The 20,431-nt window shown below is 40.2% G+C and carries 26 protein-coding genes and 1 pseudogene; 6 read left to right on the top strand and 21 right to left on the bottom strand.

The window, feature by feature from the left end; translation table 11 throughout:
* Positions 1–415: 415 nt before the first annotated feature.
* The 7 genes from BMW65_RS22960 to BMW65_RS22930 form a co-directional block, all read right to left on the bottom strand.
* Positions 416–1,870, bottom strand: a complete 1,455-nt coding sequence (locus BMW65_RS22960; protein WP_090609258.1) for an RNA-binding domain-containing protein — start codon at positions 1,868–1,870, stop codon at positions 416–418.
* Between the two features lie 216 nt (positions 1,871–2,086).
* Entirely contained in the window at positions 2,087–2,644 is a 558-nt protein-coding gene (locus tag BMW65_RS22955; protein ID WP_090609256.1) for a hypothetical protein, read from the bottom strand.
* Between the two features lie 4 nt (positions 2,645–2,648).
* On the bottom strand, positions 2,649–3,533 hold the full coding sequence (locus BMW65_RS22950; RefSeq protein ID WP_090609255.1) for a ribonuclease E inhibitor RraB: 885 nt from the start codon (positions 3,531–3,533) through the stop codon (positions 2,649–2,651).
* A 275-nt stretch (positions 3,534–3,808) separates the two neighbouring features.
* On the bottom strand, positions 3,809–4,801 hold the full coding sequence (locus BMW65_RS22945; protein WP_245747726.1) for an SRPBCC family protein: 993 nt from the start codon (positions 4,799–4,801) through the stop codon (positions 3,809–3,811).
* A gap of 91 nt (positions 4,802–4,892) precedes the next feature.
* On the bottom strand, positions 4,893–5,402 hold the full coding sequence (locus BMW65_RS22940) for a hypothetical protein (RefSeq protein WP_143053993.1): 510 nt from the start codon (positions 5,400–5,402) through the stop codon (positions 4,893–4,895).
* A 196-nt stretch (positions 5,403–5,598) separates the two neighbouring features.
* Positions 5,599–6,174, bottom strand: a complete 576-nt coding sequence (locus tag BMW65_RS22935) for a hypothetical protein (protein WP_090609250.1) — start codon at positions 6,172–6,174, stop codon at positions 5,599–5,601.
* Positions 6,175–6,211: 37 nt separating this feature from the next.
* On the bottom strand, positions 6,212–6,736 hold the full coding sequence (locus BMW65_RS22930) for a hypothetical protein (RefSeq protein WP_143053992.1): 525 nt from the start codon (positions 6,734–6,736) through the stop codon (positions 6,212–6,214).
* Positions 6,737–6,874: 138 nt separating this feature from the next.
* Between BMW65_RS22930 and BMW65_RS22925 the strand changes: the two genes are divergently transcribed.
* The 3 genes from BMW65_RS22925 (at position 6,875) to BMW65_RS24355 (ending at position 8,654) form a co-directional block, all read left to right on the top strand.
* Entirely contained in the window at positions 6,875–7,351 is a 477-nt protein-coding gene (locus tag BMW65_RS22925; RefSeq protein WP_143053991.1) for a hypothetical protein, read from the top strand.
* A 141-nt stretch (positions 7,352–7,492) separates the two neighbouring features.
* A complete protein-coding gene (locus BMW65_RS22920; RefSeq protein WP_090609245.1) occupies positions 7,493–8,434 on the top strand; it encodes a zeta toxin family protein in 942 nt (313 codons plus the stop codon).
* Positions 8,435–8,438: 4 nt separating this feature from the next.
* A complete protein-coding gene (locus BMW65_RS24355; RefSeq protein ID WP_090609243.1) occupies positions 8,439–8,654 on the top strand; it encodes a hypothetical protein in 216 nt (71 codons plus the stop codon).
* Positions 8,655–8,816: 162 nt separating this feature from the next.
* Here BMW65_RS24355 and BMW65_RS24910 read toward each other — a convergent pair whose 3' ends face one another.
* The 3 genes from BMW65_RS24910 to BMW65_RS22900 form a co-directional block, all read right to left on the bottom strand.
* On the bottom strand, positions 8,817–9,107 hold the full coding sequence (locus tag BMW65_RS24910) for a hypothetical protein (protein WP_245747725.1): 291 nt from the start codon (positions 9,105–9,107) through the stop codon (positions 8,817–8,819).
* 82 nt (positions 9,108–9,189) lie between these two features.
* Entirely contained in the window at positions 9,190–9,687 is a 498-nt protein-coding gene (locus tag BMW65_RS22905) for a DUF6169 family protein (protein WP_090609240.1), read from the bottom strand.
* 847 nt (positions 9,688–10,534) lie between these two features.
* The gene (locus tag BMW65_RS22900; protein WP_090609238.1) at positions 10,535–11,095 is read right to left on the bottom strand and encodes an ORF6N domain-containing protein; all 561 of its coding nucleotides are present in this window, start codon (positions 11,093–11,095) and stop codon (positions 10,535–10,537) included.
* A 201-nt stretch (positions 11,096–11,296) separates the two neighbouring features.
* On the opposite strand from BMW65_RS22900, the gene BMW65_RS22895 reads away from it, so the two are divergent.
* Positions 11,297–12,187, top strand: a complete 891-nt coding sequence (locus BMW65_RS22895; RefSeq protein WP_090609237.1) for an Rpn family recombination-promoting nuclease/putative transposase — start codon at positions 11,297–11,299, stop codon at positions 12,185–12,187.
* A 137-nt stretch (positions 12,188–12,324) separates the two neighbouring features.
* On the opposite strand, the gene BMW65_RS22890 is transcribed toward BMW65_RS22895, so the two are convergent.
* From BMW65_RS22890 to BMW65_RS22865, 7 genes are all read right to left on the bottom strand, one after another.
* Positions 12,325–12,702, bottom strand: coding sequence for a type II toxin-antitoxin system VapC family toxin (locus BMW65_RS22890; RefSeq protein WP_090609235.1), 378 nt, complete (start codon positions 12,700–12,702; stop codon positions 12,325–12,327).
* Complete coding sequence (locus BMW65_RS22885; protein WP_090609233.1) at positions 12,699–12,953, bottom strand: hypothetical protein; 255 nt, start codon at positions 12,951–12,953, stop codon at positions 12,699–12,701. The genes BMW65_RS22890 and BMW65_RS22885 overlap by 4 nt, the downstream gene beginning before the upstream one ends.
* A gap of 123 nt (positions 12,954–13,076) precedes the next feature.
* The gene (locus BMW65_RS24350; RefSeq protein WP_177181277.1) at positions 13,077–13,223 is read right to left on the bottom strand and encodes a hypothetical protein; all 147 of its coding nucleotides are present in this window, start codon (positions 13,221–13,223) and stop codon (positions 13,077–13,079) included.
* Between the two features lie 87 nt (positions 13,224–13,310).
* Positions 13,311–13,724, bottom strand: coding sequence for a hypothetical protein (locus tag BMW65_RS22880; protein WP_177181276.1), 414 nt, complete (start codon positions 13,722–13,724; stop codon positions 13,311–13,313).
* A gap of 58 nt (positions 13,725–13,782) precedes the next feature.
* Positions 13,783–14,190 carry a hypothetical protein gene (locus tag BMW65_RS22875; protein WP_090609232.1) on the bottom strand — a complete coding sequence of 136 codons (408 nt, stop codon included), beginning with the start codon at positions 14,188–14,190 and terminating at the stop codon, positions 13,783–13,785.
* Positions 14,191–14,298: 108 nt separating this feature from the next.
* Complete coding sequence (locus BMW65_RS22870; RefSeq protein ID WP_090609230.1) at positions 14,299–15,336, bottom strand: DUF6414 family protein; 1,038 nt, start codon at positions 15,334–15,336, stop codon at positions 14,299–14,301.
* A gap of 2 nt (positions 15,337–15,338) precedes the next feature.
* On the bottom strand, positions 15,339–15,698 hold the full coding sequence (locus tag BMW65_RS22865; RefSeq protein WP_090609228.1) for a hypothetical protein: 360 nt from the start codon (positions 15,696–15,698) through the stop codon (positions 15,339–15,341).
* A gap of 457 nt (positions 15,699–16,155) precedes the next feature.
* Here BMW65_RS22865 and BMW65_RS22860 point away from each other — a divergent pair, with 457 nt between their 5' ends.
* Together BMW65_RS22860 and BMW65_RS22855 are read left to right on the top strand one after the other, a co-directional pair.
* The gene (locus tag BMW65_RS22860) at positions 16,156–16,365 is read left to right on the top strand and encodes a helix-turn-helix domain-containing protein (protein WP_090609226.1); all 210 of its coding nucleotides are present in this window, start codon (positions 16,156–16,158) and stop codon (positions 16,363–16,365) included.
* Positions 16,366–16,956 (top strand): MjaI family restriction endonuclease, encoded by a 591-nt coding sequence (locus BMW65_RS22855; RefSeq protein WP_090609225.1) that lies wholly within the window; start codon positions 16,366–16,368, stop codon positions 16,954–16,956.
* Here the strand turns inward: BMW65_RS22855 and BMW65_RS22850 are convergent.
* From BMW65_RS22850 to BMW65_RS22835, 4 genes and pseudogenes are all read right to left on the bottom strand, one after another.
* The gene (locus BMW65_RS22850; RefSeq protein WP_218145499.1) at positions 16,953–18,074 is read right to left on the bottom strand and encodes a DNA-methyltransferase; all 1,122 of its coding nucleotides are present in this window, start codon (positions 18,072–18,074) and stop codon (positions 16,953–16,955) included. The two genes, BMW65_RS22855 and BMW65_RS22850, sit on opposite strands and share 4 nt — an antisense overlap.
* 69 nt (positions 18,075–18,143) lie before the next feature.
* Positions 18,144–18,851, bottom strand: a pseudogene (locus BMW65_RS22845) (MjaI family restriction endonuclease).
* A 12-nt stretch (positions 18,852–18,863) separates the two neighbouring features.
* Positions 18,864–19,226 carry a hypothetical protein gene (locus BMW65_RS22840; protein WP_090609221.1) on the bottom strand — a complete coding sequence of 121 codons (363 nt, stop codon included), beginning with the start codon at positions 19,224–19,226 and terminating at the stop codon, positions 18,864–18,866.
* A 55-nt stretch (positions 19,227–19,281) separates the two neighbouring features.
* Entirely contained in the window at positions 19,282–20,172 is an 891-nt protein-coding gene (locus BMW65_RS22835) for a hypothetical protein (protein ID WP_090609219.1), read from the bottom strand.
* Positions 20,173–20,431 lie beyond the last annotated feature (259 nt).

The raw sequence follows: 20,431 nt of genomic DNA, 5'->3' as shown, positions 1-20,431 counted from the left end.
GCGGCTTACTTTGTAAAGGCTATCCTGCATATCCAGGCTGTCCAACATGTCCAGCATGATGTATTTTTTCTCTTGCCCCATGGCACCAGCTGCAGCTCCGCAGCACCAGCCGATAAGCAGCCATTTTAGTATGATATTCATTATCATTCAATTAGTCGTCACATTGTTCCCGATCGTTTGTCATTAAGCCTGCTACGTTCGCGACCTGAATTATACAATTATTCTTGTAGCTTATTTCCGGGGAGATTACGTATCCACCTTAGCGGTGTCGGAAAAGTTCCCATTATAGAACAATTCCGTCTCGCTCTCCATTCGAATCAGTTGCGTAATACTTTTAGAATTGTTTTCGCGGAGGAAGGGTATGGAGAAAAGGGATTCGGATATCAATCCATTGGATAAAATGGTTCATGTTGAGTTAATCAGTTACTTCCCAATATCCTCCTTTTGCCGGGCCGATACGTTTTACTTTCCCGAACTCACGCAGCTTCTTAACATTCTTTTGTATATTCGCTTCATTAATACCAACAATTTCGGACAATTCAGGGATGGTGACCCTTGGATTTATAATCATGGTATCCAAGATTATCTGTTGGTTCGGTGATAAGTTTATCCCCTCTTTTATCCCCTCTTTTATCCCCTCTTTTATCCCCTCTTTTACGGATGTAGAAGTTTTCTGTTCCGTATACCTCAATTCAACATGGAATCCATTAGGTATTTCCTCGACCTTTAGTTTCATAGTTGGGTAGGCGGAAATTTCATTTCTTATGCGCAAGAAGCCGCTTCCGTACTTTTCAATATCCCCAGTCAGGTAAAAGGCTTCCGCTATCAGCTTGTTGCGTGCATAAGCACGATAATTGTCGCGTTCTAAATCTTTAGGAGTAAGATCTCCCATTAATTTGCCGGGATTGAAAAACGAAATATAGTTATCAAAAAGTTTCACCTGAATATCTATCGGACTCCGGTAATCCCTGTGGATTATGCTGTTGAGTGCTATTTCGCGTAGTGCCGGCAAAGGATACTCGAATATTTCAGTCCGTTGCGTAGGTATCCCCTTTATTTCAAACGCTACTTTAATGCGCGCAACGAGGTATTGCATGATTTCATCCACCACTTGAAATAAGGCTCCGTTCAGCATCTTGTCATCGATAATGAAGGTTGGCGTTTTAAACCTGCCCAAATGTACATTATAGCCGATATTGCCTTTTCCGAAGAGCAACCAGGCCGCGTTGGTTATTTGACTGCCGCTGGTCAGCTTTAGCTTTTCGAGGCTGCTAGTTGCATCGGTAAGCAGCTGGAATCTTCCTGCGGCATTAACACGTTCGATAAATTTTTCAATCAACGATATATCAAGGTCGTCAAATGTTTTACCATGTGCCGGGTATGAGTCCCATGAAAGCTGTAGAGACTGGAGGCTCAGATCTGAAATTTCAACCGGGGATAATAAGTGATTTGCATTGTTCATCCGCTTATAGTACCTGCCCTTAAAAGCTACCGGTTTTACCGGAAACTCCTTCACGGACAGTTCGCCCACTTCCTTGCCTCCCATGTCAATGGTGTTTGCATCTGGTATGATGCTCGGTTGCGTCTTGTTCTTTACCTCATTTACCCATTTTTGTAGTGTTTCCGCACCGATGGTAAAACCGTTAACGGGCAAGCCTTTATCGTCCACTCCGATTAATACCCGCCCGCCCTTGCTGTTGGCAAAGGCTGTCAATGATTCGATTACCGCGTCGGTAAAAGAGCTCTTAAACTCCGTGTGGGTGTCTTCTTTTAATCGGGCTTTCGGCATATCGGTCTTACTTACTGTTTTTGTTCGGCAATGGCCAAACTTAGGCAAATTATTGATATTGATCAATGTTCTTTTTGGCATCAATGAGATAGCTCCGCTAAGTTCGCTTTTATATGCAATATAATCGCGTTCCCTATAGCGATTTGCTGATCGCTCCGATGCTGTTGAGCGCTCTTTATTTGGCGGAGATATACAACTTTGAGAGGAATATGGCAGCTTTTTGGGTGATCAGAAAGCCGAATGCTTTAGGATGGGGAGGAGTTTCGAAGAAATGTTAAAAACAAGTAAGAATATTAGCTAGGAGATTCCATTTATACTGAGATCCGAAAGAATCATATTATCCAAGTTGATATTTACCTGCCAATAATAGGAGCAGCCATCGAACACTACCTCATAGTCATCCCAAAACCTCAACCGGTCGTCATTTATACCTCGCCACTTATCCCATAGACTATACCTGCTCCAGTAAAAATTGACATGGATTACACGTTGTCCGTTATCGTTTGTTATCCCTACATACTGGCGGAAGTACTTGCTGAGGTGCTTATGTATTGTTGGGCAATTATCCACTTGATTAACCCTGTCAGCGTTTAATTCTGCAATTTGTTGGCACAGGATTTTTTCGGCCAGTTCGATATCTTCGGCCGTAGGTGTCCAGCGGAAAGTGGAATCCACATCATTCACAAAAAAACGATTAAACGGGTAGCTTTGCTTAAAAATGGTTCCCCGTATGCTCCGGTGCTTCACACCAATCCTATACTCATCCACATCAAAGAGATGTGCTTTATTCTTGCAAGCTATGCCGTAAAAGATGAGCAACATGCAAATCATTCCCTTCATGGCTTTTTGAATCATTTTATTATTTGTCTTCCGTTGTCATTCTAAGCTCCGTCAGCACCCTGTTGCCTTCTTCAAATAATTTTAACCATGTTGAAGAATTGTCCTCTAAGTTTTCCATTATGTCATGCCCAACATAAATTCCATTGTTCGTTAGCAGATGGAATTTTATTTGACCAGTTGTCGGCAACGTTGTCGCTTGGGTTTTTGTCGCCTTGTCGAGAAATGACTGTGCTAAACTTACCAATTGCTTTGCAGCATTATTTACGTTTTCGTGTTGTCCACCACCGATAATACCACCCCCCGAACTTAAATACAAACTTGCGTCGCCTGTTTGATACGAAGTAATTGTTGCTATTGCACCGCCCATTTCCCAATCCATAATTACCCCATAAACAACGGTCTTGTCAATTGGCAATGCAAGTCTAAGTTGGTCAGGTTCTGTAGAAAAAGCCATACTTCTCAGTCCTTCGAAGGCGTTTTCAAGACTATCTTCGTTGTCATCTTGGTTTGGGTCAGTTCCCCATCCGTCAAATTCGCAATCAAATTGGTATCCAAGTTCACACATGTGTTTTGTCCACTGCGTTACAACATCGTCTGCCATTTCCATTTCAGTTGTCCAGCCCGTTATAATAAATAGCTTTTTATCCCCAGCAGAAATGCCATAGCGAACCGAGTAATTCAGTTTTCCTATTTCATTTGCTAAGCGCTCCGCCTTTTCCGCCGTGTTGGTGTAGAAAAAGTATTCCAGTTTTAGTTCCTTGCCGACAGGTACATTTACCTTTCGCAACTGGTCAAGTGTCTGCGTTGCCATTTGCATTTGCTTATCCCGATTGCGGTTGAACGCAACCTCCGTAACAAATTGCCCGCTCTTGGATTTTGGTTTTAAAAAGTCGAATAGTCCCATTACAATTATGTAGTTATTGCCATCAGTCCAATCATCTAAATTTTTCTTTAATGATCAACCTTTTCAATTTACGTCCGAAAAAGACGAAAAATGCCAATTGTTACGTTCGTTGAAAACACCATGCAGCTAAGGGGCAGGTTAATTATTCTTTCCATTGGTTTGGTCAATCATCTAGCTCCCGAAGTTAACTAAATTTTAGCCATATTGCCTAATCCCAATGGTGATTTATCCGCCAATTTTTTGCTTAGTTTATCATGTATGGGCGCCTAAAAAACCTAACGGTGCGGTTTGGTGTATTTGATTTGATAAGCCTCCATCTCCGCATTTGTCTTAATGTGGTTCAATACCCGTGCATGTATTTTATGTATAATGCCCTTGCTCCAGAGATGCCAATAGAAAGCCGGTTTGATGCGGAGACAATACCAAGTTGTCCCCTCCAGCAGGGTGTTCCCTCCGGGCAAACCAGTCAATTTGAATTCTCCTTTTTTAGATACAAGGTAATCCTGCAGATGGGGAGCATCGACGTCCCAGAAGCTGAGTTCCTTCATTGTCGCAGGCTGTTCGGCAACGTCGAATTGCAGAAGCCTCGGCTCGTCCCATACCGTAATCGGTTCTACAAAGCTTCCCGTCGTAAAGTTGCAATGCCTTATCGCGCCAACGCCCATACCATCGATTTTGGCTTCCACGGGATAGGCTATCCCGGTTTTAAAAATAAACTCCTCCGGCTCACCCATCCGGGGAAAAGCTATCACATTTTCCCACACGGTGTGCGGATCGGCCACTATCGTCACGGAAGTGGTGACGGAGGTCAAGGCCGGTTCAATGTCCTTCTCCACAAAAGCCATTGCCGGTATGGCGGCGACTAACAGCAGCGTAGCCGTCGGAGCATTATTTGGCGCCTTATTGATTATTGCATAGCCGATTAAGCTACCTATCCACATAAAAAAGAGCGCAAATGGTGCCGCCATCGCTATGCAAATCAACCCCTCAATAGCAAAAAGTACCAGCCCGGCCATAAAGATGCCAAGTGTCAATAGCCCAAGGAGGAAAGCATCCCTCCGCGTTATAGGTTTCCTCCAGCCATATAGGATTGACGGGTTGGCACCGATGAAAAGTGGAGTAAATAAAAAAAGGGCAATACCGTATTCCCCTATTCCATGAATCCCCCAAAGGGTCAGTAATCCTGCAAGGATCACAGTCATAACCACCGCGATGGTTTTGCGCCTGCTGTTTTCTTCGGGGAGGGAGAGATCGAAAAGCTTTCTCATTGGTTTAAGCATATTGATAGTTTATTAGATTCCATACTGGGTACTGTGCCTAAATTAATGTTTTTTGATGCCGGCTTCCATAACAATATTATCAATTTATCTTATCTTTCAGCTTGATCATGTTTATCCCGCCATAACTATAGTTTCCCGGAGGTAGGCTATCTCTAAAGGTTATGAAAGATTCCCATAGGCCAAGTTCCTCATGTAGCCTATGCAGGATCTTGCGGACGTTTGCTACATCGGGGACGTCAGGTTTGGCATAATGGTCATTCAAGGGTTCCCAATAAGCATATAACCGATACCTGTTATTCGTGAATACCTCAAAGATGTATTGAGTACCGTCGAACCCAATTGGATAGCCGGGGATGTGCGTTGCATCTTTAATTTCTTCGATGTTGGCTGTATTCAAATCTTCTATCAACCTGCTTACCGTTTTCTGGGATATCGTCCTACTGTCACTCAACAACTTCTTTTTTATGCCTTTTTTATCGTTTTTGGCTATAAAATTCACGACTCGGCCGTTGACAGAAGAATCGTTTAAAAGCTCCAGCTCCACCACTTGAAAACCTGTCCAAATCCGATAGATTTTTTGCGTATTCATTAAGGGCCTTTCCAAACTAATTTCCCGTTTCATGTCAGCGATGTAACCCTCCAAAACGCTATCGCTTTCCAGTGTTTGGAGCACTGTTTGACATGGCGAAACGTTCCAACCTGCCACAAGTAGCGCAAAAACTATAGCTGTTTTCATTATATGCATGACAAGATAAAACGGATGACGTTAAGTTCAGAAGTGGCTATCAATCAAGAATCCGTTCATACACCAGTGTGTTTTCAGCCTTTGATATTGAAATACGATCCCAAGTGGGTGTATACCCACGCTTATTGGGTTGATAAAATTCGTAAATGTAATTCCATTCGTCCTGATAGTTTGCGGTAAACGACGTGCCTTTCTCGCTGTATCTTGGTTTTCCATTTCTTATATCAAACATTTCCACCTCATTATCTTGATAGTTATCAGCCGCCACAATATGGTTTATAATCCGGTTTTTATCTTCCGGTGAGATAGCCAGCACAAATATGTGGTAGTAGTCCAAAAACCCGCCTGATTTATTCGAGACAAGTTTGAAATCGTCCTTGAGTTCAATATGATGTTCGCCCAATCGTTCAGCAGCATCAGTTTTAAAAAACAATTGATCCTCAAAAACTGTCGCAAAAAACAACGCTACGACGCCCGTGGTTAATATACCTGAAAGCCAACGTCCCAATTTTCTTTTGCCCAATCGCTTCGGAAGCCAATAGGAAGCATAAATCAGGGCGACGACAATCGCAATTACCAGCAAGATTACCAGTCCCCAAAAAAACAAGAAATCCATTTATGATAGAAATTATTCTGTGGTTCGTGTCTTTCCCTCAAATACAATTCAAATTATATGGTTCGATCCGGATTGTCAATTCCGCAGTTTTCACTGAACTTAATGGGATTATCAAGTCATGGTCATCTACAATGGCGTCGCCGTTTATGTCAGCATATTTTACCCCACCTATCTGTGCCGGTGGGGTTTGCCCCGGTGAGTTATCTATTTCTTCTTCACTTCTGAACGTTCCGGTCTCGAAAAAGGTCGCGCCTTCATTTCCTGAAAGCGTTCCATAAGCGCAGCTCCCCATCAAAAACAATTGGTAGTCTTTCTTGGGATCAAACGTAAACTCCACTATGCCGTCTTCCCCTGTAACCTGCTGGATTACGCCTTCTCCCCATATCATCACACCGTATTCCGATGGCGGCAAAAGTTCCAACGCCACTCCCACCATAGGCTCATTGGTTGTCGATAGTACCTTGACGCGCAACAACGAAAGTGTTTCTTGTTTTTTACAAGATCCCAAAGCGAAGAGGATAGCTAGGCAAAAGCAGGCGGCGACGGTTTTTAATGTTGACATTTTCCTTTTTGGTAAGCTGGCACATGTTTCTTTCTGTGCTTTATTACTTGCACTCATAGTCATTGCCATATTCAAAGTTGCAATTTTTTCTTGACAACAAAAAGACTTCACAATTCCGTTTAGGCCTGAAACTTCACAATGTCCATCTATTTCTATTATGTCCCTTTTTTGTTGTTGATTGATTACCTCCGTACGCTATTTCCAGAAATAAATCAGCTTCGCTTCAATTTACAAAAACTCGCGGACACTGTCGAAGATTTGGTAATCAGTGATGTTGCAGGGGATTCCTCACGGAATAATCGCGTTTTTGTCGCCTTGATAGCAGATTGTTTGACCTTCCTATTACCCAGAGGCAATATTTTTAACGACGATCATATGACAGGTGATGAGAGTACCAAGATTCACTATTATCGCGGTTCTTATAGAGGTAGTGATTTTTACATAGCCTACCGGCTTCAAGAAGTTCGTGACAATTATGTTTTAATGAGGCGACCAACGATTTCTGCTATAACAAATAGACCTGAGGTAAACGCACCGGTTGCGAAAGCAAACGCATTCGGATTAATGGTCGAAACATTAGATAAATGCCTTCGTGAGGGGATTATAGAGGCTTAACATCACCTGTGACAATAGTTAATCCTCGGATGACTTGCTTCAATATGAGGCTTGTAATCCGATAATTACTATTTGGCAACAAAACAAGTTGTAATTTACTAAGAAAAGTGGTAAAATTGTGCGCAATCATAAACAACAATAATGGGTACCTATTCTCGTCCTTTAATAGATATTAAACTAGTTGATCATTTTCTTTTTGAGGTGTTGGGCTTCGAACCGCAACCTGGTGAGGAGAGAATAAACTTTAAAATTTTAACAGGTGAAAAAGGATTAGTGGACTACGAGCAGCCAGGAGTTCAAACCTTAACTTTTGATAATAATAGGGTTGCAGAGTTTAGAAGTGAACCAGATCGTTGGAAATTGAGAAAACAGATTATTGAGGAATTATTTGCTTTAAAAAGACTCGATGATGATGAGGATATTCGGCTCGGTACTGGTGGTGCATTACCGTTAACAGGGATTAAGTCCGATTACAAAGCATATTTTGTAATTGGCTTGCCCGCATCAGGTAAATCGGGAATTTGTAATCAAATCGCTGATGATAATAATGCTATTATATTAGATTCGGATTATGCAAAGAGAAAATTGCCAGAATTCCATGAATTACCGTGGGGCGCTTCACTTGTTCATTCAGAGTCATCACAGATTATAACAGGTTTTAATCCTAATCCCAATAAAATTCTCGCCCTTCAAACTAAATCAATTGTTCATGGTTACAATATTGTAGTTCCTACAATTGGTCAAGACCCGGAGCGACTTATTACCGTTGCCATGGAGTTAAATGGAATCGGATATGAGGTTCATCTCACCTTGATTTCGTTGCCAAGAAGGGAGGCAACTATACGGGCAATAAGAAGATACAAAAAGACGGATCGGTATGTGCCTTTGGGATTGATCTTTGACGATTATGGAAATGATCCAAGCCTGACCTATTATTTATTAAAGTGCAAAAGACCGGAATTGTTTAAAAGCTTTGGCGCAATTTCAACAAACGTGACGTTGAGTGAGAAATATTATTCGATTGATTTAGAAGGTGATAATCCCGCAAAAATTTTTGATTTAAAAAAAGAATTATTATTTTAGTAGCATGGTACGAGGACAATCTAAAGGTATTGGCAAAAGAGTGCAACAAAGTAAGCGTCGAGGAGGTAAGCGACTTGCCAGTCAATCTACGGGCGTGTTTAGCGCTCGATTTGCTAAAAAATATACTGATGCCATAAAATTTATTCAGAGTCAAAATAGTGACGAATTGGATAATATGGTGCGCGAAATCCAGCTAGTGAAATCTGGCGGTTTAAAATAGTTCGCAATAAAAAGAAATGACGGTAGCCTGTTCTACCATGATTTGATATTGAGCCGTCTCACCAATGTGGGACGGTTTTTTCATTTCGGCAACGTAATATTACTGTAGAGCTGTCAATCATTTTTCTATTCGCTAAGGTTTTTTTCGGGAAGCCGACATATGCTAAATATGGTATAGGCCACCAACTAATACCGGCAGAAATGGCATCCCACCGACACAGGGAAAACGTCGGGGAAAATTATAGCCTACATTCGGGAGAATCCCGAAATCACCATCCCTGATCTTGCACAGTTGCTCGGTATTACCGAGCGTCCGGTAGCGCGCAACACCAGCCAATTGCAGCGGGCCAATAAACTGACCCGTATCGGCCCAGCCAAAGGCGGCCATTGGGAGGTAATTGGTGAGTGAATTCCATATATATTCGTGTCTAATTTCCGGGGAGAATACAATCATCGTCTACACTCAGATCACCGGGAGGGGGAGGTGTTCGGCAATACAATCTAAAGCTGCGGCTAAACCGCGGGATATTGACGCCTTATTTTTCTGCGTTCAATGCTGTTTCAAGTTGGCTATATACATCCAATATCGAATGGATAGAAGGATGGTCTTTATGGTAAAGAAGCGAAGTATATAATTTATAGGACTGGCCTGCGATAACATAAGACATAGGATTATCCACCTTTACAATATATTCCTTATAATCGCTGTTCTTATACCAACGGTCAAATGTTCTATACCGAATCTCAGCCTTGTGCTCATTGTCTGAGCAAACATAGAGAAGCGATTGTTCTGCATTTTCAAAGAAACGAACAATAATGGCGTTCACAGTTTTGGAGACTAGGTTGTCCAATGGTTCCAAGGAGTCGGTCACTTTTTCAATGACGATTTGATAAACATTGCCAAACAACGTGTCATTTATTAATGCAAGCGATTCATCCGCGACAAAAGCAACGCGGTAAGTGATATTGTTTTTTGTGATGAAGTTGTAGGTTAAGGTTTCTTCATCAAAAGAATAGTCATAACGGCTTTGCAAACTTGATACCCTTTTTGGTTACCACATCCAAGCTTGTTTCACCCTTCAAATATGAACGTACCATCTCCTTATTCTTAACCGTTTGGTGTAAAAACTTGACAATGGTTTCTTTATTCTTTTGAACTTTTTCCATAAGTCTTACAAAGGTAAACATATACACATTAACTTCCAAATATTTGGCTACAAGGTGCTGATTGTAATGCTATTAACTACAAATTAATTTTCAGACAGCTGTCCATGTTATAAAGCCTTCCTTCTTTCACCCCTCCCCCCGACAACCTGCCCACACAGAAAAACTACTGAAACAGTCTCTTAAATAACACTGGAACAAAAAATAACGCACTACCAATACCTCCGGTTAAAATAAAGATGTCACCAACTGATAGGTGGAGAGATTTTAGAAAGAAACCCACTATAAAAACTATTATGAAGGTGATCGCAAACCATTTATTTTGTTTTTTCATGTTCATATTATTTGTTTAAATGCAAACATACGTATCCGCTCTTAAAGATAGTGTTTTTTGGGTAATCTGTATCTTGCAAGTGCACCTGCTAAACTGTTCTATCAATTCCTCAATTCAGCCTACAAGCGATGAATTTTTTCAATATAGCTTCGGAATACCTGATATGCAGCCGCTGTTGGCAATCTTCGCAGCCGCAGTCATCTGCTGGATGCACGCAATGACAATCACCCCTACATCCGTCAGGGTATCGGTCATATAGCATTTGGATTTCCCAATCTTTTCTATCGCTCTTTTTCATTTTTTCAATAATTGGCCAACTGGCTGAGTAGCTTGTCATTCATTATTCGCTAACAGCCTTTTTCCGGGAAACTTACAATATGTTATTATTCCCCAATCTTAAACCCCACGCGTTCCCTGTCTGGCAGTAGTGGCGGCCGTGCAATCTTGTCATTCAGCTCGTCGAGGTACTGGAATACTAACCCAATATTTTTGTCATGGTTATCCAAAGAACGTTTTATCTTTTCGATTTCCAAGCGTATGTCAGTATTGTCCATCAGTATTTGGCGTATCTTGGTGAAAATGCGCATGATTTGTATATTCACGGCAATGGCCTGCGTACTATTGAGCACGCTAGACAGCATTGCTACTCCCTGTTCGGTAAAAGCCATCGGCGGATATTTTGAATGTCCTCCTTGTTTTAAGGTGCCAATTTGGCTCCTTAAAACATGATATTCCCCATCTGATAATTCAAACATAAAATCCTCGGGAAACCGTTCCATATTACGCCTCACCTGTCTTTTTAATTGTTTGGTCTCCACACCGTAAAGCTCAGCCAAATCGTTATCTATCATTACTTTTTGGCCACGGATGAGGTATATCTTGTTGACGAGGAGGTCATCGGATATTGTTGAGGTCTGGAGGGAAATGTCTTTCTTTTCAGCCATAGGTCTCTGTTTTCGGTGATATCACAATCCGTGCTATCAAACGTGTTTCTTATATGGGTATAAATATCGTTATCTAAGCAATGGAATCCCCGGAAAGCTAACCTTTCGGAAGAATTACGGTCAAATAAAAAGATAAAAATATTAGTAAATATTTACAAAATATTTATCTTTGAAACACATCTAATTGTCAATTCCTTAACCATGAAAGAACAACGTTTAAACCAAACCACCGTCGGAAGATTTATAGACCCAACCACCGATTTCGGTTTTAAAAAAATCTTCGGGTCATATCCGAACCGGAACTTATTGATCGCTTTCCTCAACGAGGTTTTCCGCGGCCGGAAGAAGATTGTTGAATTGACTTACAACAAAAATGAACATCCCGGCGATACCGAAGAAATTGGGGGTGTCATTTTCGATTTAACCTGTACGGCCAGCAATGGCGAACAATTTATTATCGAGGTGCAGCGGAGTGCGCAGGTCAACCTCAAACGTCGGATGCTGTACTACGGCAGCAAACTTATATCCGACCAAGCGCCAAAGGGTAAGCGGAAGGACTGGGACTATGGCATCAGCGAAGTCTACGTCATCGTGCTGATGGACGGTTTTCCCATGCCCGGCGATGACGACGATGACCGATACCTGCACGATATCTGCCTGTGCAACAGGGATACGGGCAAAGTTTTTTATGATCACCTTGGGTTTATTTACTTGGAGTTGATTAACTTTGTAAAAGAGGAATCCGAATTAGGAACGGATCTTGATGGGTGGCTTTATGTGCTGAAAAACATGAGCAGGTTGGACAAGATTCCGGTATATCTTCGGAAGCCGATTTTTGAGAGACTGTTTGACATTGCTGAATACAGTAAATTGACGAAGGAGGAAAAGGATATGTACGATACCAGCTTAAAACGCAAATGGGACAACAAGGCCATATTGGACTATGCGGTTAATGAAGCCTTAAAGGAAGAGCGCGCTAAAGCCCATGCTGAAAAATTGAAATCCGCATTGGAGTTCAAGAAAATGGGTATGCCTGTTGCAGATATTGCGAAAGGGTTAGGACTTCCTGTCGAAGAAGTCGAGAAGTTATAGCAATTGCTTAGTTTAGTCGAGAACATCAGTTATTGATAGCCATAGCCGAAGGGGCATGGCTTTTTGATTTATATGAGAGTTCCCGGCAATACATTGGCCACAAAACCACCTGACCTCCCCCCTAAAAACAGCAACGATTATTCATGCAATGTTATACGGGGAATGAATTTGAAATCCTTGACATTGTAGGTAAACAAAGGAATCCCGTAAACGACACTCATCGCGGCGATGATGGCATCCGGTATCGTGAGGTCATGTGATAGCCGATAGTCCAGTACCAATTTGATAGCCAATTCGGATACCCCTTCGTTATAGTGAATTACGTTGTAGTTATTCAGTTTTTTCTTCATTTGGGTGAGTTCACTTTTATTCCGCATACCACGGTAAAGTTCCATCACCGAAATGGAAGGAATTAATATATTTTCGCTGCCGATGGCTTGCAGTTCTGCAATGGCTGTGTCAATACCCCGAAAAAGCGAGATGAAAATATTGGTGTCGCAAATGACGTAGCTCATATGCGGTCAGCCCAGGCGTCTTTCCTCAATTCCTCAAGTGAAATTTCCCTGTCTTTCCAAATGCCAGCCAACGCGGTGACATCGGCGTGCTTCGCAAATGTAATGGGCAATTGGTTTTGGTCGGATTTCGGCGCGCCTTTCGTTTTTTGAATGGGCACCTTCTTTTCCACTACCACGTCAAACTTCTTTGCGAAGTCCAACAGCGCTTCCATTGTCTTACTATTCTTGAATTTCAATGTTACCTCTTGCATGGTAGTTATGCTTTGTTATTATTTACAAAGTTAAGGATTAAGGGGTTAAATAGCAAATTCACTTGGCTAACTATATTACATCAAGCTCTGAATTCACATCACTTTTTAACAAAATAAAGACTTCTATCCCAAAACCCATGTAGAAACTTTTGGCAAAGTAATTCTATTATAAGAAATGATTTCTAATAGCGCATCGAAAGAAACAAAGCGATATATCTTTTTATCAAGTTCGTTATCCCCAATTTGGCGCATTGTTAAATCTGAATTCATATTCATCATTATAATATAAGACTCTCAAAACTATCCACAAAATACTGTCAGACCTTGCTTATTTTATGAGAATCCAGGTTGCATTGGTCAAAGTAACACATCCCCATCCGCAGAGACCCAATAATGAATGATACCCAGTGCAGACAGAAAAGGGGTAAGGTGTCCGATTGCTTTTCGTATCGAGATATCATCCGGATGTGCGATGGCAAACCGCGCATTTGGATATAAAGACTTTAGTTCGAGTGTTTTCACAATCGCTTTTCCAAAATGCGTCTTTATCTGCCCACTATCAAAATACTGCCGCTTTTTGGTAGGGGCATTGTCCGAAGCCTTGGCTCCTTTAGCTTCAATATACATTTGATTGCCATCTTTAGATGCGACGATATCGCATCCCTTTGTCTGACCTAAACAGTGGCTGTCAATTTGCCATCCTTTTTCAACGAGGTGTTTCATCAATAGCTCAATGGTTTCGTCTTCAGTCATTTTCATTATCGTGGTCATTATTTTGGTGTTTTAGAATCTAAGTTGATTTGGTAGTCTCGAACGACGAGATCGCCGTTCAGTGCGATGCTTTATCCTTTATAAGCCGATCCCTTATCTGATTCAATTTATGTAAGCTATGGCCAATTGTTTCATGATGCAGATAAACTTCATTGTCATCATATTTGATTCCCATGCTCGAATTTTCAAACTGATTTAGTTCCTCAAATTCTTCTTCAAGTACACTGATTTCAATTTCAATGTAAGCTATGAAATTTGTAATGAGTTCATCTCTATCCTTAAAAATCAACGTGTGTTCTTTTCCTTTAAATATAATAACATAGTTTTCATTCTCGGTTACTACGTTTTTAATATGAAGCAACTTATGGAATTCAAGGGGACTGTCTTTTAATTGTGCCTTGATTCTAATGTTGAAAAGGGACGACAGTTTGTCGTAGATCTTCTCGTGATTGTTCTTTTTGTCCATTATGGAAGGTTACAAGTATGCTCCTAAGCATCTAATAGTTGTAGAGAATTTTCTGATTAAATTGTATTAAGAGGTATTTTTTGTCTTTTGATCTGGTTTTTGCTTAGGTTATTCTAATTTTACTTCTCGATAAATCGCAATAGGACTTAGTGATATCTTGGGATATGAAGGAACAAAGAAAAATTTTTCAAAGCTTTCGAATGATGAAAATACATTGCGGAACGCCCTTTCAAAATGAACTTCATCTTTAAGTTCTTCATCCGCATAACCCAGATATTCATCATTAAGATTAACTCTGTTGTCTATTTTAAGAGGGCAAGATGTGATTATCCCAAAAACAGATAATTTTATATTTGGCCTACTTCCGTAAGTATAAATGATATTGTCAAATGTCCCACTTAATAAATATTCACTTTTAAGATTGGAAAGAATCTGAAAATCGCTAAAATGGTCAAATGGCGCTAATCTAAAATTGAGTCTATTAGGGGAAAATGTGTTCAAAAACGTTTCTAACCTTTCAACGAAAGATTCGTCCAGAAATACTGCTTCAGATTCCTGTTCTACTATCTTGTCTAAATTTCTTTCAATTGCCTTTAACTTAGCTAATTCTTTATGATTATTAGAATTATTGTTTGACTTTAGACCTTTTTTTAACTCATTAATTTGCTCTTTTAATTGTTTGTATTCGGTATTTGATTCTAGAACAGACGCATAGATCAAGCGTTGAATCTCATTGAAGTTGTTCATTATTCTTTTGAATCTTTCGAAGTCCTCAAAAAAACTCCAACCATTTGCCTTTACATAAGTAAAGTTGGGGATATCGTTTAGGAATTCATTAAATGTTCTATCACCTTTTCCAAAAGCTTCATTCAAATCCGTCAATATTTTCGCATCATATAAGACCATCTCAACTTCGTTCAATAATTCATGGTATATTTCAATGGTTTCAGTGCGCAGTGACTTGCTTTTCTCGTCTCCTCCAATCCTACCTTTCAGTATTTTAATATCAAAACCAATCTCGGAAGATATGCCACCTTCTTCCTCGATAGCTTTCGTGAGTTTACTAATTAAGCCTCCCTTTAATTGACTATTTAAAGACTTTGCCTTATCATAATCGAAGTAGATCAAATCTTTAATTGATTTCATTATTACTTATTAAGATTTAGTTTATAAAATAGTGATTTGAGTTGTTGGATGGCATTTAGAACATTAACTTTTCCACCAATTAATACACCTTCGTTGACAATCATGATGACTTGAGGCATAACGCCTGTAACAGTTAATTTACCATTGTTGACAACCATGTTTTTACTAAACTGAGCTTGCTTTCTGCCTTTTCCTTTTAGATAATCTTCTTCGTGTTCGAGCATGTCACGTAAATCCTTAGCTTCGGGCAGTGAGTTAGTAAATTCATCAATTTCTTTAGACAATGTAGGATTACTTTTCTTTAGCTCTTTTGCCCACTTTAATGAACTGGCAAGTGCACCGGCAAAAGGTCTAACGGCCAAAGTTCCTTTTTTCGAAACATCGCTCCCATACTCGCTTTTAGCAGATAATAGGATTTAATCTGCTTGTTCAAGTGATGTTTCAATGGCTTGCCTTAATCTGTTTCTAATTGTAGATTCATCCATAGTATCAGTTTGTAGTCAAAAAATCTCGTTTACTTCAGGTGCAGGTCACATTGGCTATGTTAAAAGTAAAAACTAATTTGTTGAAATCCAAAGTTAAAAAAGGAAATAGCTTCATGAAATGTTGTAAAGCATAATCCTAAACTCAAAAGTTGAAGTTTTAATTAATATTATATTACGGTTTACCGTAAAATTCATAAATCGCTGACAGTCGCTAACCCGTTGGAACAAGTTCGATAATCTTTATAGATAACGGATTTCTTTTGATGTAAGCCTCAAAAAACGAATGTTACTTATAGTCTTTGGCTTATAGTCTACAATCTGCCATCTTTACACAGTGGATATCAAAGGCAAAATCGGGTTACGCATCAAGGAAGTAAGGGAGCAAAAAGGCAAGTCTCAAAAAGATCTGGCTTATGCTGCCGATTTGGATAGGAGTTACATTGCCAGTGTAGAAAGCGGCAAACGCAATATATCCGTTGTGAATCTTGAAAAAATAGCCAAAGCCTTGTCCATTAGTTTAAGCGAATTATTCAACGGTGTCTGAATGAAGAAAGTTAATATTCCCAATACCGAGGTGCAAGAATTGCTTTCGGGCAAGAAATATCAATACCTTAAATATGTCACCCAAATCCTGAATTTAGCAAATCAGAATGCGCAGGGTACAAGACCGAAAATCGTGGGGCAAATGAGCGACCTCATTCAGCAGTTTGGAGGCTCCACCTTAGCCGAATGGGAAGAATGGTATATGTCACAAAACCCAGCTGCCATTGAATCCGCTGCCGATAGGGTATGGGCGATGGTACAAGCATTTCAGAAAAGTATACAGGATATTGATAGGGACACCGTAAGGCAATGGGTGGAAGAATTGGTGATCGTTAAGACCTATGCAGGGTTAAAATTCCAAGAAGCTATACTAAAACGTGTTGCTCGTGAATATATTTTGCCTTATCGCTTAGCTACACCGGAGGAAGAAAGCAAGGGTATCGATGGTTTTATAGGCGACCAGGCTGTGAGCATCAAGCCAAGTACATATAAGACGAAAATGGGCCTTAATGAAGTGATCGATACGCCTATTATTTTTTATGAAAAGAAAAAGGATAGGATAACCATAGAATTTGACCTGCCCAGTCTTTAGAAAGGCAACACCTCTTGTAATCCCCGCCTTTTTGGAGCCTCGAAATGCGCAGCTTTTTCCCCGCCTCGATAAGTCACTTCATAGCAGGTGGATGATTGTTGCTTCACACCGTCCACATAATGGAGCCTTATTTCTATTTCTTGTGAAGTCATTACCGGCAGATTCAATGCCTCATTGAAATGTTTGATAGGCGATTTTTTATCGTCCAAAGCCCGCAATTGCAGAAACGTTTTATGCGCTTCTATCCGGTGGCGGATATATTGGTTTAGCTGCAAAGGGGCCGCCTCGTTGATAGATGCGGCAATAATGGGCAAAAACGCGCTGTCAATGTCAATGCCCACGCTATTTCTTTCGGTAGCCATGGCGGCCAAAGCAGTGGTTCCTGTACCTAAAAAGGGGTCGAGTACAGTATCCCCTTTCACCGAATACATGTTGATGAGCCGATAAGGGAGCTCAAACGGATAAGCCGCGCTGCGATCACGGCTTCCTGAATTGGTTATTTTCTGCTTTACTCCTTTTAGATCCCATAGGTCTGAAAACCATGTGTTGCGTTCCTCCCAGAAAAATGCGCTCTCCCTGCGCAATTGTTTTTCCGCTTCCGACTTAAACGTGCGTTTACCCGCCTTGCGAAACACCAATATCCATTCGTGCTCCAGTGTTACATAAGCCCCTGCGGGTAGCATGCCCGATCCCATGAATTTATTTGGGGCGTTGGTTTGTTTACGCCAAAGGATATTGGGCATATTGGCAAAGCCAAGTTGTATAAAAGCCGAGATGATACGCGAATGGTTGGCATATAGGGCAAACTGTTCGTTGATGGTACGGGTGGCATCGCCAATATTGATGCACGCAAACCCTCCAGGCTTTAATACCCTATAAGTTTGTTCCCATATCGCATCCAGCGATTGATGCATCCGCTCAAAAGCCGCAGCCCCATCGCCTTGCCTCAGGTCATCGCCAATGGCTGGGTTGATATTGGCCATAATATCATCCCACATCTCTATCATCGGATAGGGTGGCGAAGTCACTACCAAATCTACCGAATGATCTTTTAATTCAGCCATTTTCTGGGCAGCTTCGCCGATGATGATCTGATGTTGGGTGGATGAGATGGACATGGTACAAACTTAGGGAAAAAATGATGCAAGTGCAATGAGAGCCTATAACTACCTATAGTTCTATTTGCATTATAATGTTTGCAAACGTGCTATTTCCGTTTGAATTTGTTCTACTACGTCTATATTATGGATGGCTTTATTGTCCCCATTTTTTACTGAAAACACAAAAAACACGTGTCCACCAAAATCTTGAGTAAAACGTTCATGAGCCCGTCGATGCATTTCTACCCATTGATAATCGTTTAAGGTCATACCCGAAGAAATTGGTTTTATTTGTAGCCCAATATGTTTGTCATTGATTGCAATGTAAAAGTCTACTCCATAGCGCCTATCCCAATCGTCAGGAGCGGCCATAATTTCATGGCCTATCAATGCTTGTAGTTGCCCATAAATAGTATCTATCTCACCTACATAACCCTCATATGTTCGGTTTATCACGAGGTTATATATGTAGTCAATGCATTCTTCTTCTGTAATAGCTGCTAATTCTTGTCGCACTACCTCCGTTAGTTTTACATATAGTTTTTGCCCTAAAGAAGTGATGTATTCGCGAGTAATGGGTATGCCGTTTCTTTTATTTTGCACGGCCGTACCGAAATAAAATGCTTCCCATTCTTAGAAAGCTTTCGGTGCACATTCTCTAATTAATTTCGATGTCGCACCAACACTGGCTGACTTAGTTAATCCCCATCGGCTACTGGCATAATTTAATAAGGTCTCTCGCTTAAATTTGAGGTTCACTCCTTCTTGATGAGATATATAGTCTTGTGCTGGCATGTTATCTAATTTCTAAATAATGGTAAGTGGCTGCCTATTGATAGGAGAAGCCGGATTATTGTTGTTCCAATTGGCAATAAGGGCATTTCTTCTGTCATTATCTCTCCTTGTCCTGCTTTCTAAACTGTCTAAATAATTTTCCAATTCTTGTTCATCGTTGATAAGGAAGAAGCCTCTTGGATGAGATGTCTTTGAAGCGATTAAATCACCCTCGAGCTCAATACACTCCTTGATTAATTTTCGCAATTTAGGTTGATTGTGTAAGGTAGGATAGCCTAAAGTTGCGGCTAAATTAACAGCGTTAATAGCATTTTGTCGTCCAGCTTGTAAAGCATTTAAAAGAGCTTGTCTTTCTTGTTGTGTGAAGTTTTGCATTATTTTGTCATAATTTTTAATTGGGCTTAATATCTTAAACTAATAGTAATCCTTATTATTGGTTGGCAATCTGTTTTATAGTTGATTCTATAAGGGCAAGATTGCTATAGTCAGGAAATACCTTTTTAATATCTTCTTCCTTCGAGCTTGGCAATATTTTGGCGCCTCGTTCAATCAGATCAGCTATGGTTTCTAATGATAATTTCAACCGTGCGATTGTTTCAGGCGCTTGGTTGTCATAGTGGTTTGTTGCGATTGCCTCTGCTTCAGCAATAACAATATTTTTTAACTGTTGTTCTTGAGCGTCTATTAAGTTCTGTAAAGCTTCATTTTTCAAATCTAATGTTTTCGCATGAGCCTCAAATATTCTGGCTTCAGCCATTTTTTTGCGGATAACGGCGGAAGCCCAACAAATAGCTCCTACCAAATTGACTGCTGCAACGGTGCCAACTGATACCATAAGCCAAATTGAACCTGATTCAGCTGTAAGAATTTCAATACGACCATCTGTGTTACTGTCAAGAAGCGGAAGCTCTAAAGATTTTTTTAGTTCATTCGAAATTTTGGATAGTTCATCAAATGTTTTAGTTTCTGGCAATTTAATCTGAATTACACTGTCACCCCCTTGATTCAATGAGTAATAATAATTGAGAAGAAATTCGAGACCGATTCTCAATTCCTGTACTCCGCCTAAAATTTTGCTATTATCAGTAGAGTTAAAAGCATCTTCATCTTTATAATTTTTAAACAAGGCAGATGATTTCAATTCCGTTATTTCAGTTTGGATAAATTCTATATCCGCCAATTCATTAATAGCATCTTTTAATGAAACTAAATTTTTTGCCGTATATTTTAAATCCGAAGATTGAGTGGAAACATATGAAGAACTATAGTATAATTTGTCTATAACTCTCTCTATTTTTTCAAAGGTCTCTTTTATGCTCATTTGTTAAATTTATTACGTTTATATCCTCCTTAGATCCATCCTTACCTTGATTAGCCATAGCAAAATTCCTTCTTTTAAGGATTATAGATGATTAGCAATATTTTATATGTGAGAGCGTGCCTCTGGTTTTCCGTTTTGGAATCAAATGAGTCGGCATTCTTTACTTATTAATAGTTAATAAAAATTTCTCAATAGTCGTTGCTGCTTAATCCTCGTTATTCCGTTTCAGTCCGAGTATTCGTTACAGTTTTTATCTCAA

Source organism: Parapedobacter koreensis, from assembly GCF_900109365.1.
Taxonomy (GTDB): Bacteria; Bacteroidota; Bacteroidia; order Sphingobacteriales; family Sphingobacteriaceae; genus Parapedobacter; species Parapedobacter koreensis.
The sequence above is the reverse complement of the archived record's forward strand: the minus strand, read 5'-3'. Positions and strand labels throughout refer to the sequence as shown.

Bases quoted from the DNA above. Each gene is read 5' to 3' on its own strand.
- BMW65_RS22960 (WP_090609258.1), bottom strand. From the start codon at position 1,870: ATGCCAAAAAGAACATTGATCAATATCAATAATTTGCCTAAGTTTGGC.
- BMW65_RS22955 (WP_090609256.1), bottom strand. From the start codon at position 2,644: ATGATTCAAAAAGCCATGAAGGGAATGATTTGCATGTTGCTCATCTTT.
- BMW65_RS22950 (WP_090609255.1), bottom strand. From the start codon at position 3,533: ATGGGACTATTCGACTTTTTAAAACCAAAATCCAAGAGCGGGCAATTT.
- BMW65_RS22945 (WP_245747726.1), bottom strand. From the start codon at position 4,801: ATGAGAAAGCTTTTCGATCTCTCCCTCCCCGAAGAAAACAGCAGGCGC.
- BMW65_RS22940 (WP_143053993.1), bottom strand. From the start codon at position 5,402: ATGAATACGCAAAAAATCTATCGGATTTGGACAGGTTTTCAAGTGGTG.
- BMW65_RS22935 (WP_090609250.1), bottom strand. From the start codon at position 6,174: ATGGATTTCTTGTTTTTTTGGGGACTGGTAATCTTGCTGGTAATTGCG.
- BMW65_RS22930 (WP_143053992.1), bottom strand. From the start codon at position 6,736: ATGTCAACATTAAAAACCGTCGCCGCCTGCTTTTGCCTAGCTATCCTC.
- BMW65_RS22925 (WP_143053991.1), top strand. From the start codon at position 6,875: ATGTCCATCTATTTCTATTATGTCCCTTTTTTGTTGTTGATTGATTAC.
- BMW65_RS22920 (WP_090609245.1), top strand. From the start codon at position 7,493: ATGGGTACCTATTCTCGTCCTTTAATAGATATTAAACTAGTTGATCAT.
- BMW65_RS24355 (WP_090609243.1), top strand. From the start codon at position 8,439: ATGGTACGAGGACAATCTAAAGGTATTGGCAAAAGAGTGCAACAAAGT.
- BMW65_RS24910 (WP_245747725.1), bottom strand. From the start codon at position 9,107: ATGATTGTATTCTCCCCGGAAATTAGACACGAATATATATGGAATTCA.
- BMW65_RS22900 (WP_090609238.1), bottom strand. From the start codon at position 11,095: ATGGCTGAAAAGAAAGACATTTCCCTCCAGACCTCAACAATATCCGAT.
- BMW65_RS22895 (WP_090609237.1), top strand. From the start codon at position 11,297: ATGAAAGAACAACGTTTAAACCAAACCACCGTCGGAAGATTTATAGAC.
- BMW65_RS22890 (WP_090609235.1), bottom strand. From the start codon at position 12,702: ATGAGCTACGTCATTTGCGACACCAATATTTTCATCTCGCTTTTTCGG.
- BMW65_RS22885 (WP_090609233.1), bottom strand. From the start codon at position 12,953: ATGCAAGAGGTAACATTGAAATTCAAGAATAGTAAGACAATGGAAGCG.
- BMW65_RS24350 (WP_177181277.1), bottom strand. From the start codon at position 13,223: ATGAATTCAGATTTAACAATGCGCCAAATTGGGGATAACGAACTTGAT.
- BMW65_RS22880 (WP_177181276.1), bottom strand. From the start codon at position 13,724: ATGACCACGATAATGAAAATGACTGAAGACGAAACCATTGAGCTATTG.
- BMW65_RS22875 (WP_090609232.1), bottom strand. From the start codon at position 14,190: ATGGACAAAAAGAACAATCACGAGAAGATCTACGACAAACTGTCGTCC.
- BMW65_RS22870 (WP_090609230.1), bottom strand. From the start codon at position 15,336: ATGAAATCAATTAAAGATTTGATCTACTTCGATTATGATAAGGCAAAG.
- BMW65_RS22855 (WP_090609225.1), top strand. From the start codon at position 16,366: ATGAAGAAAGTTAATATTCCCAATACCGAGGTGCAAGAATTGCTTTCG.
- BMW65_RS22850 (WP_218145499.1), bottom strand. From the start codon at position 18,074: ATGTCCATCTCATCCACCCAACATCAGATCATCATCGGCGAAGCTGCC.
- BMW65_RS22840 (WP_090609221.1), bottom strand. From the start codon at position 19,226: ATGCAAAACTTCACACAACAAGAAAGACAAGCTCTTTTAAATGCTTTA.
- BMW65_RS22835 (WP_090609219.1), bottom strand. From the start codon at position 20,172: ATGAGCATAAAAGAGACCTTTGAAAAAATAGAGAGAGTTATAGACAAA.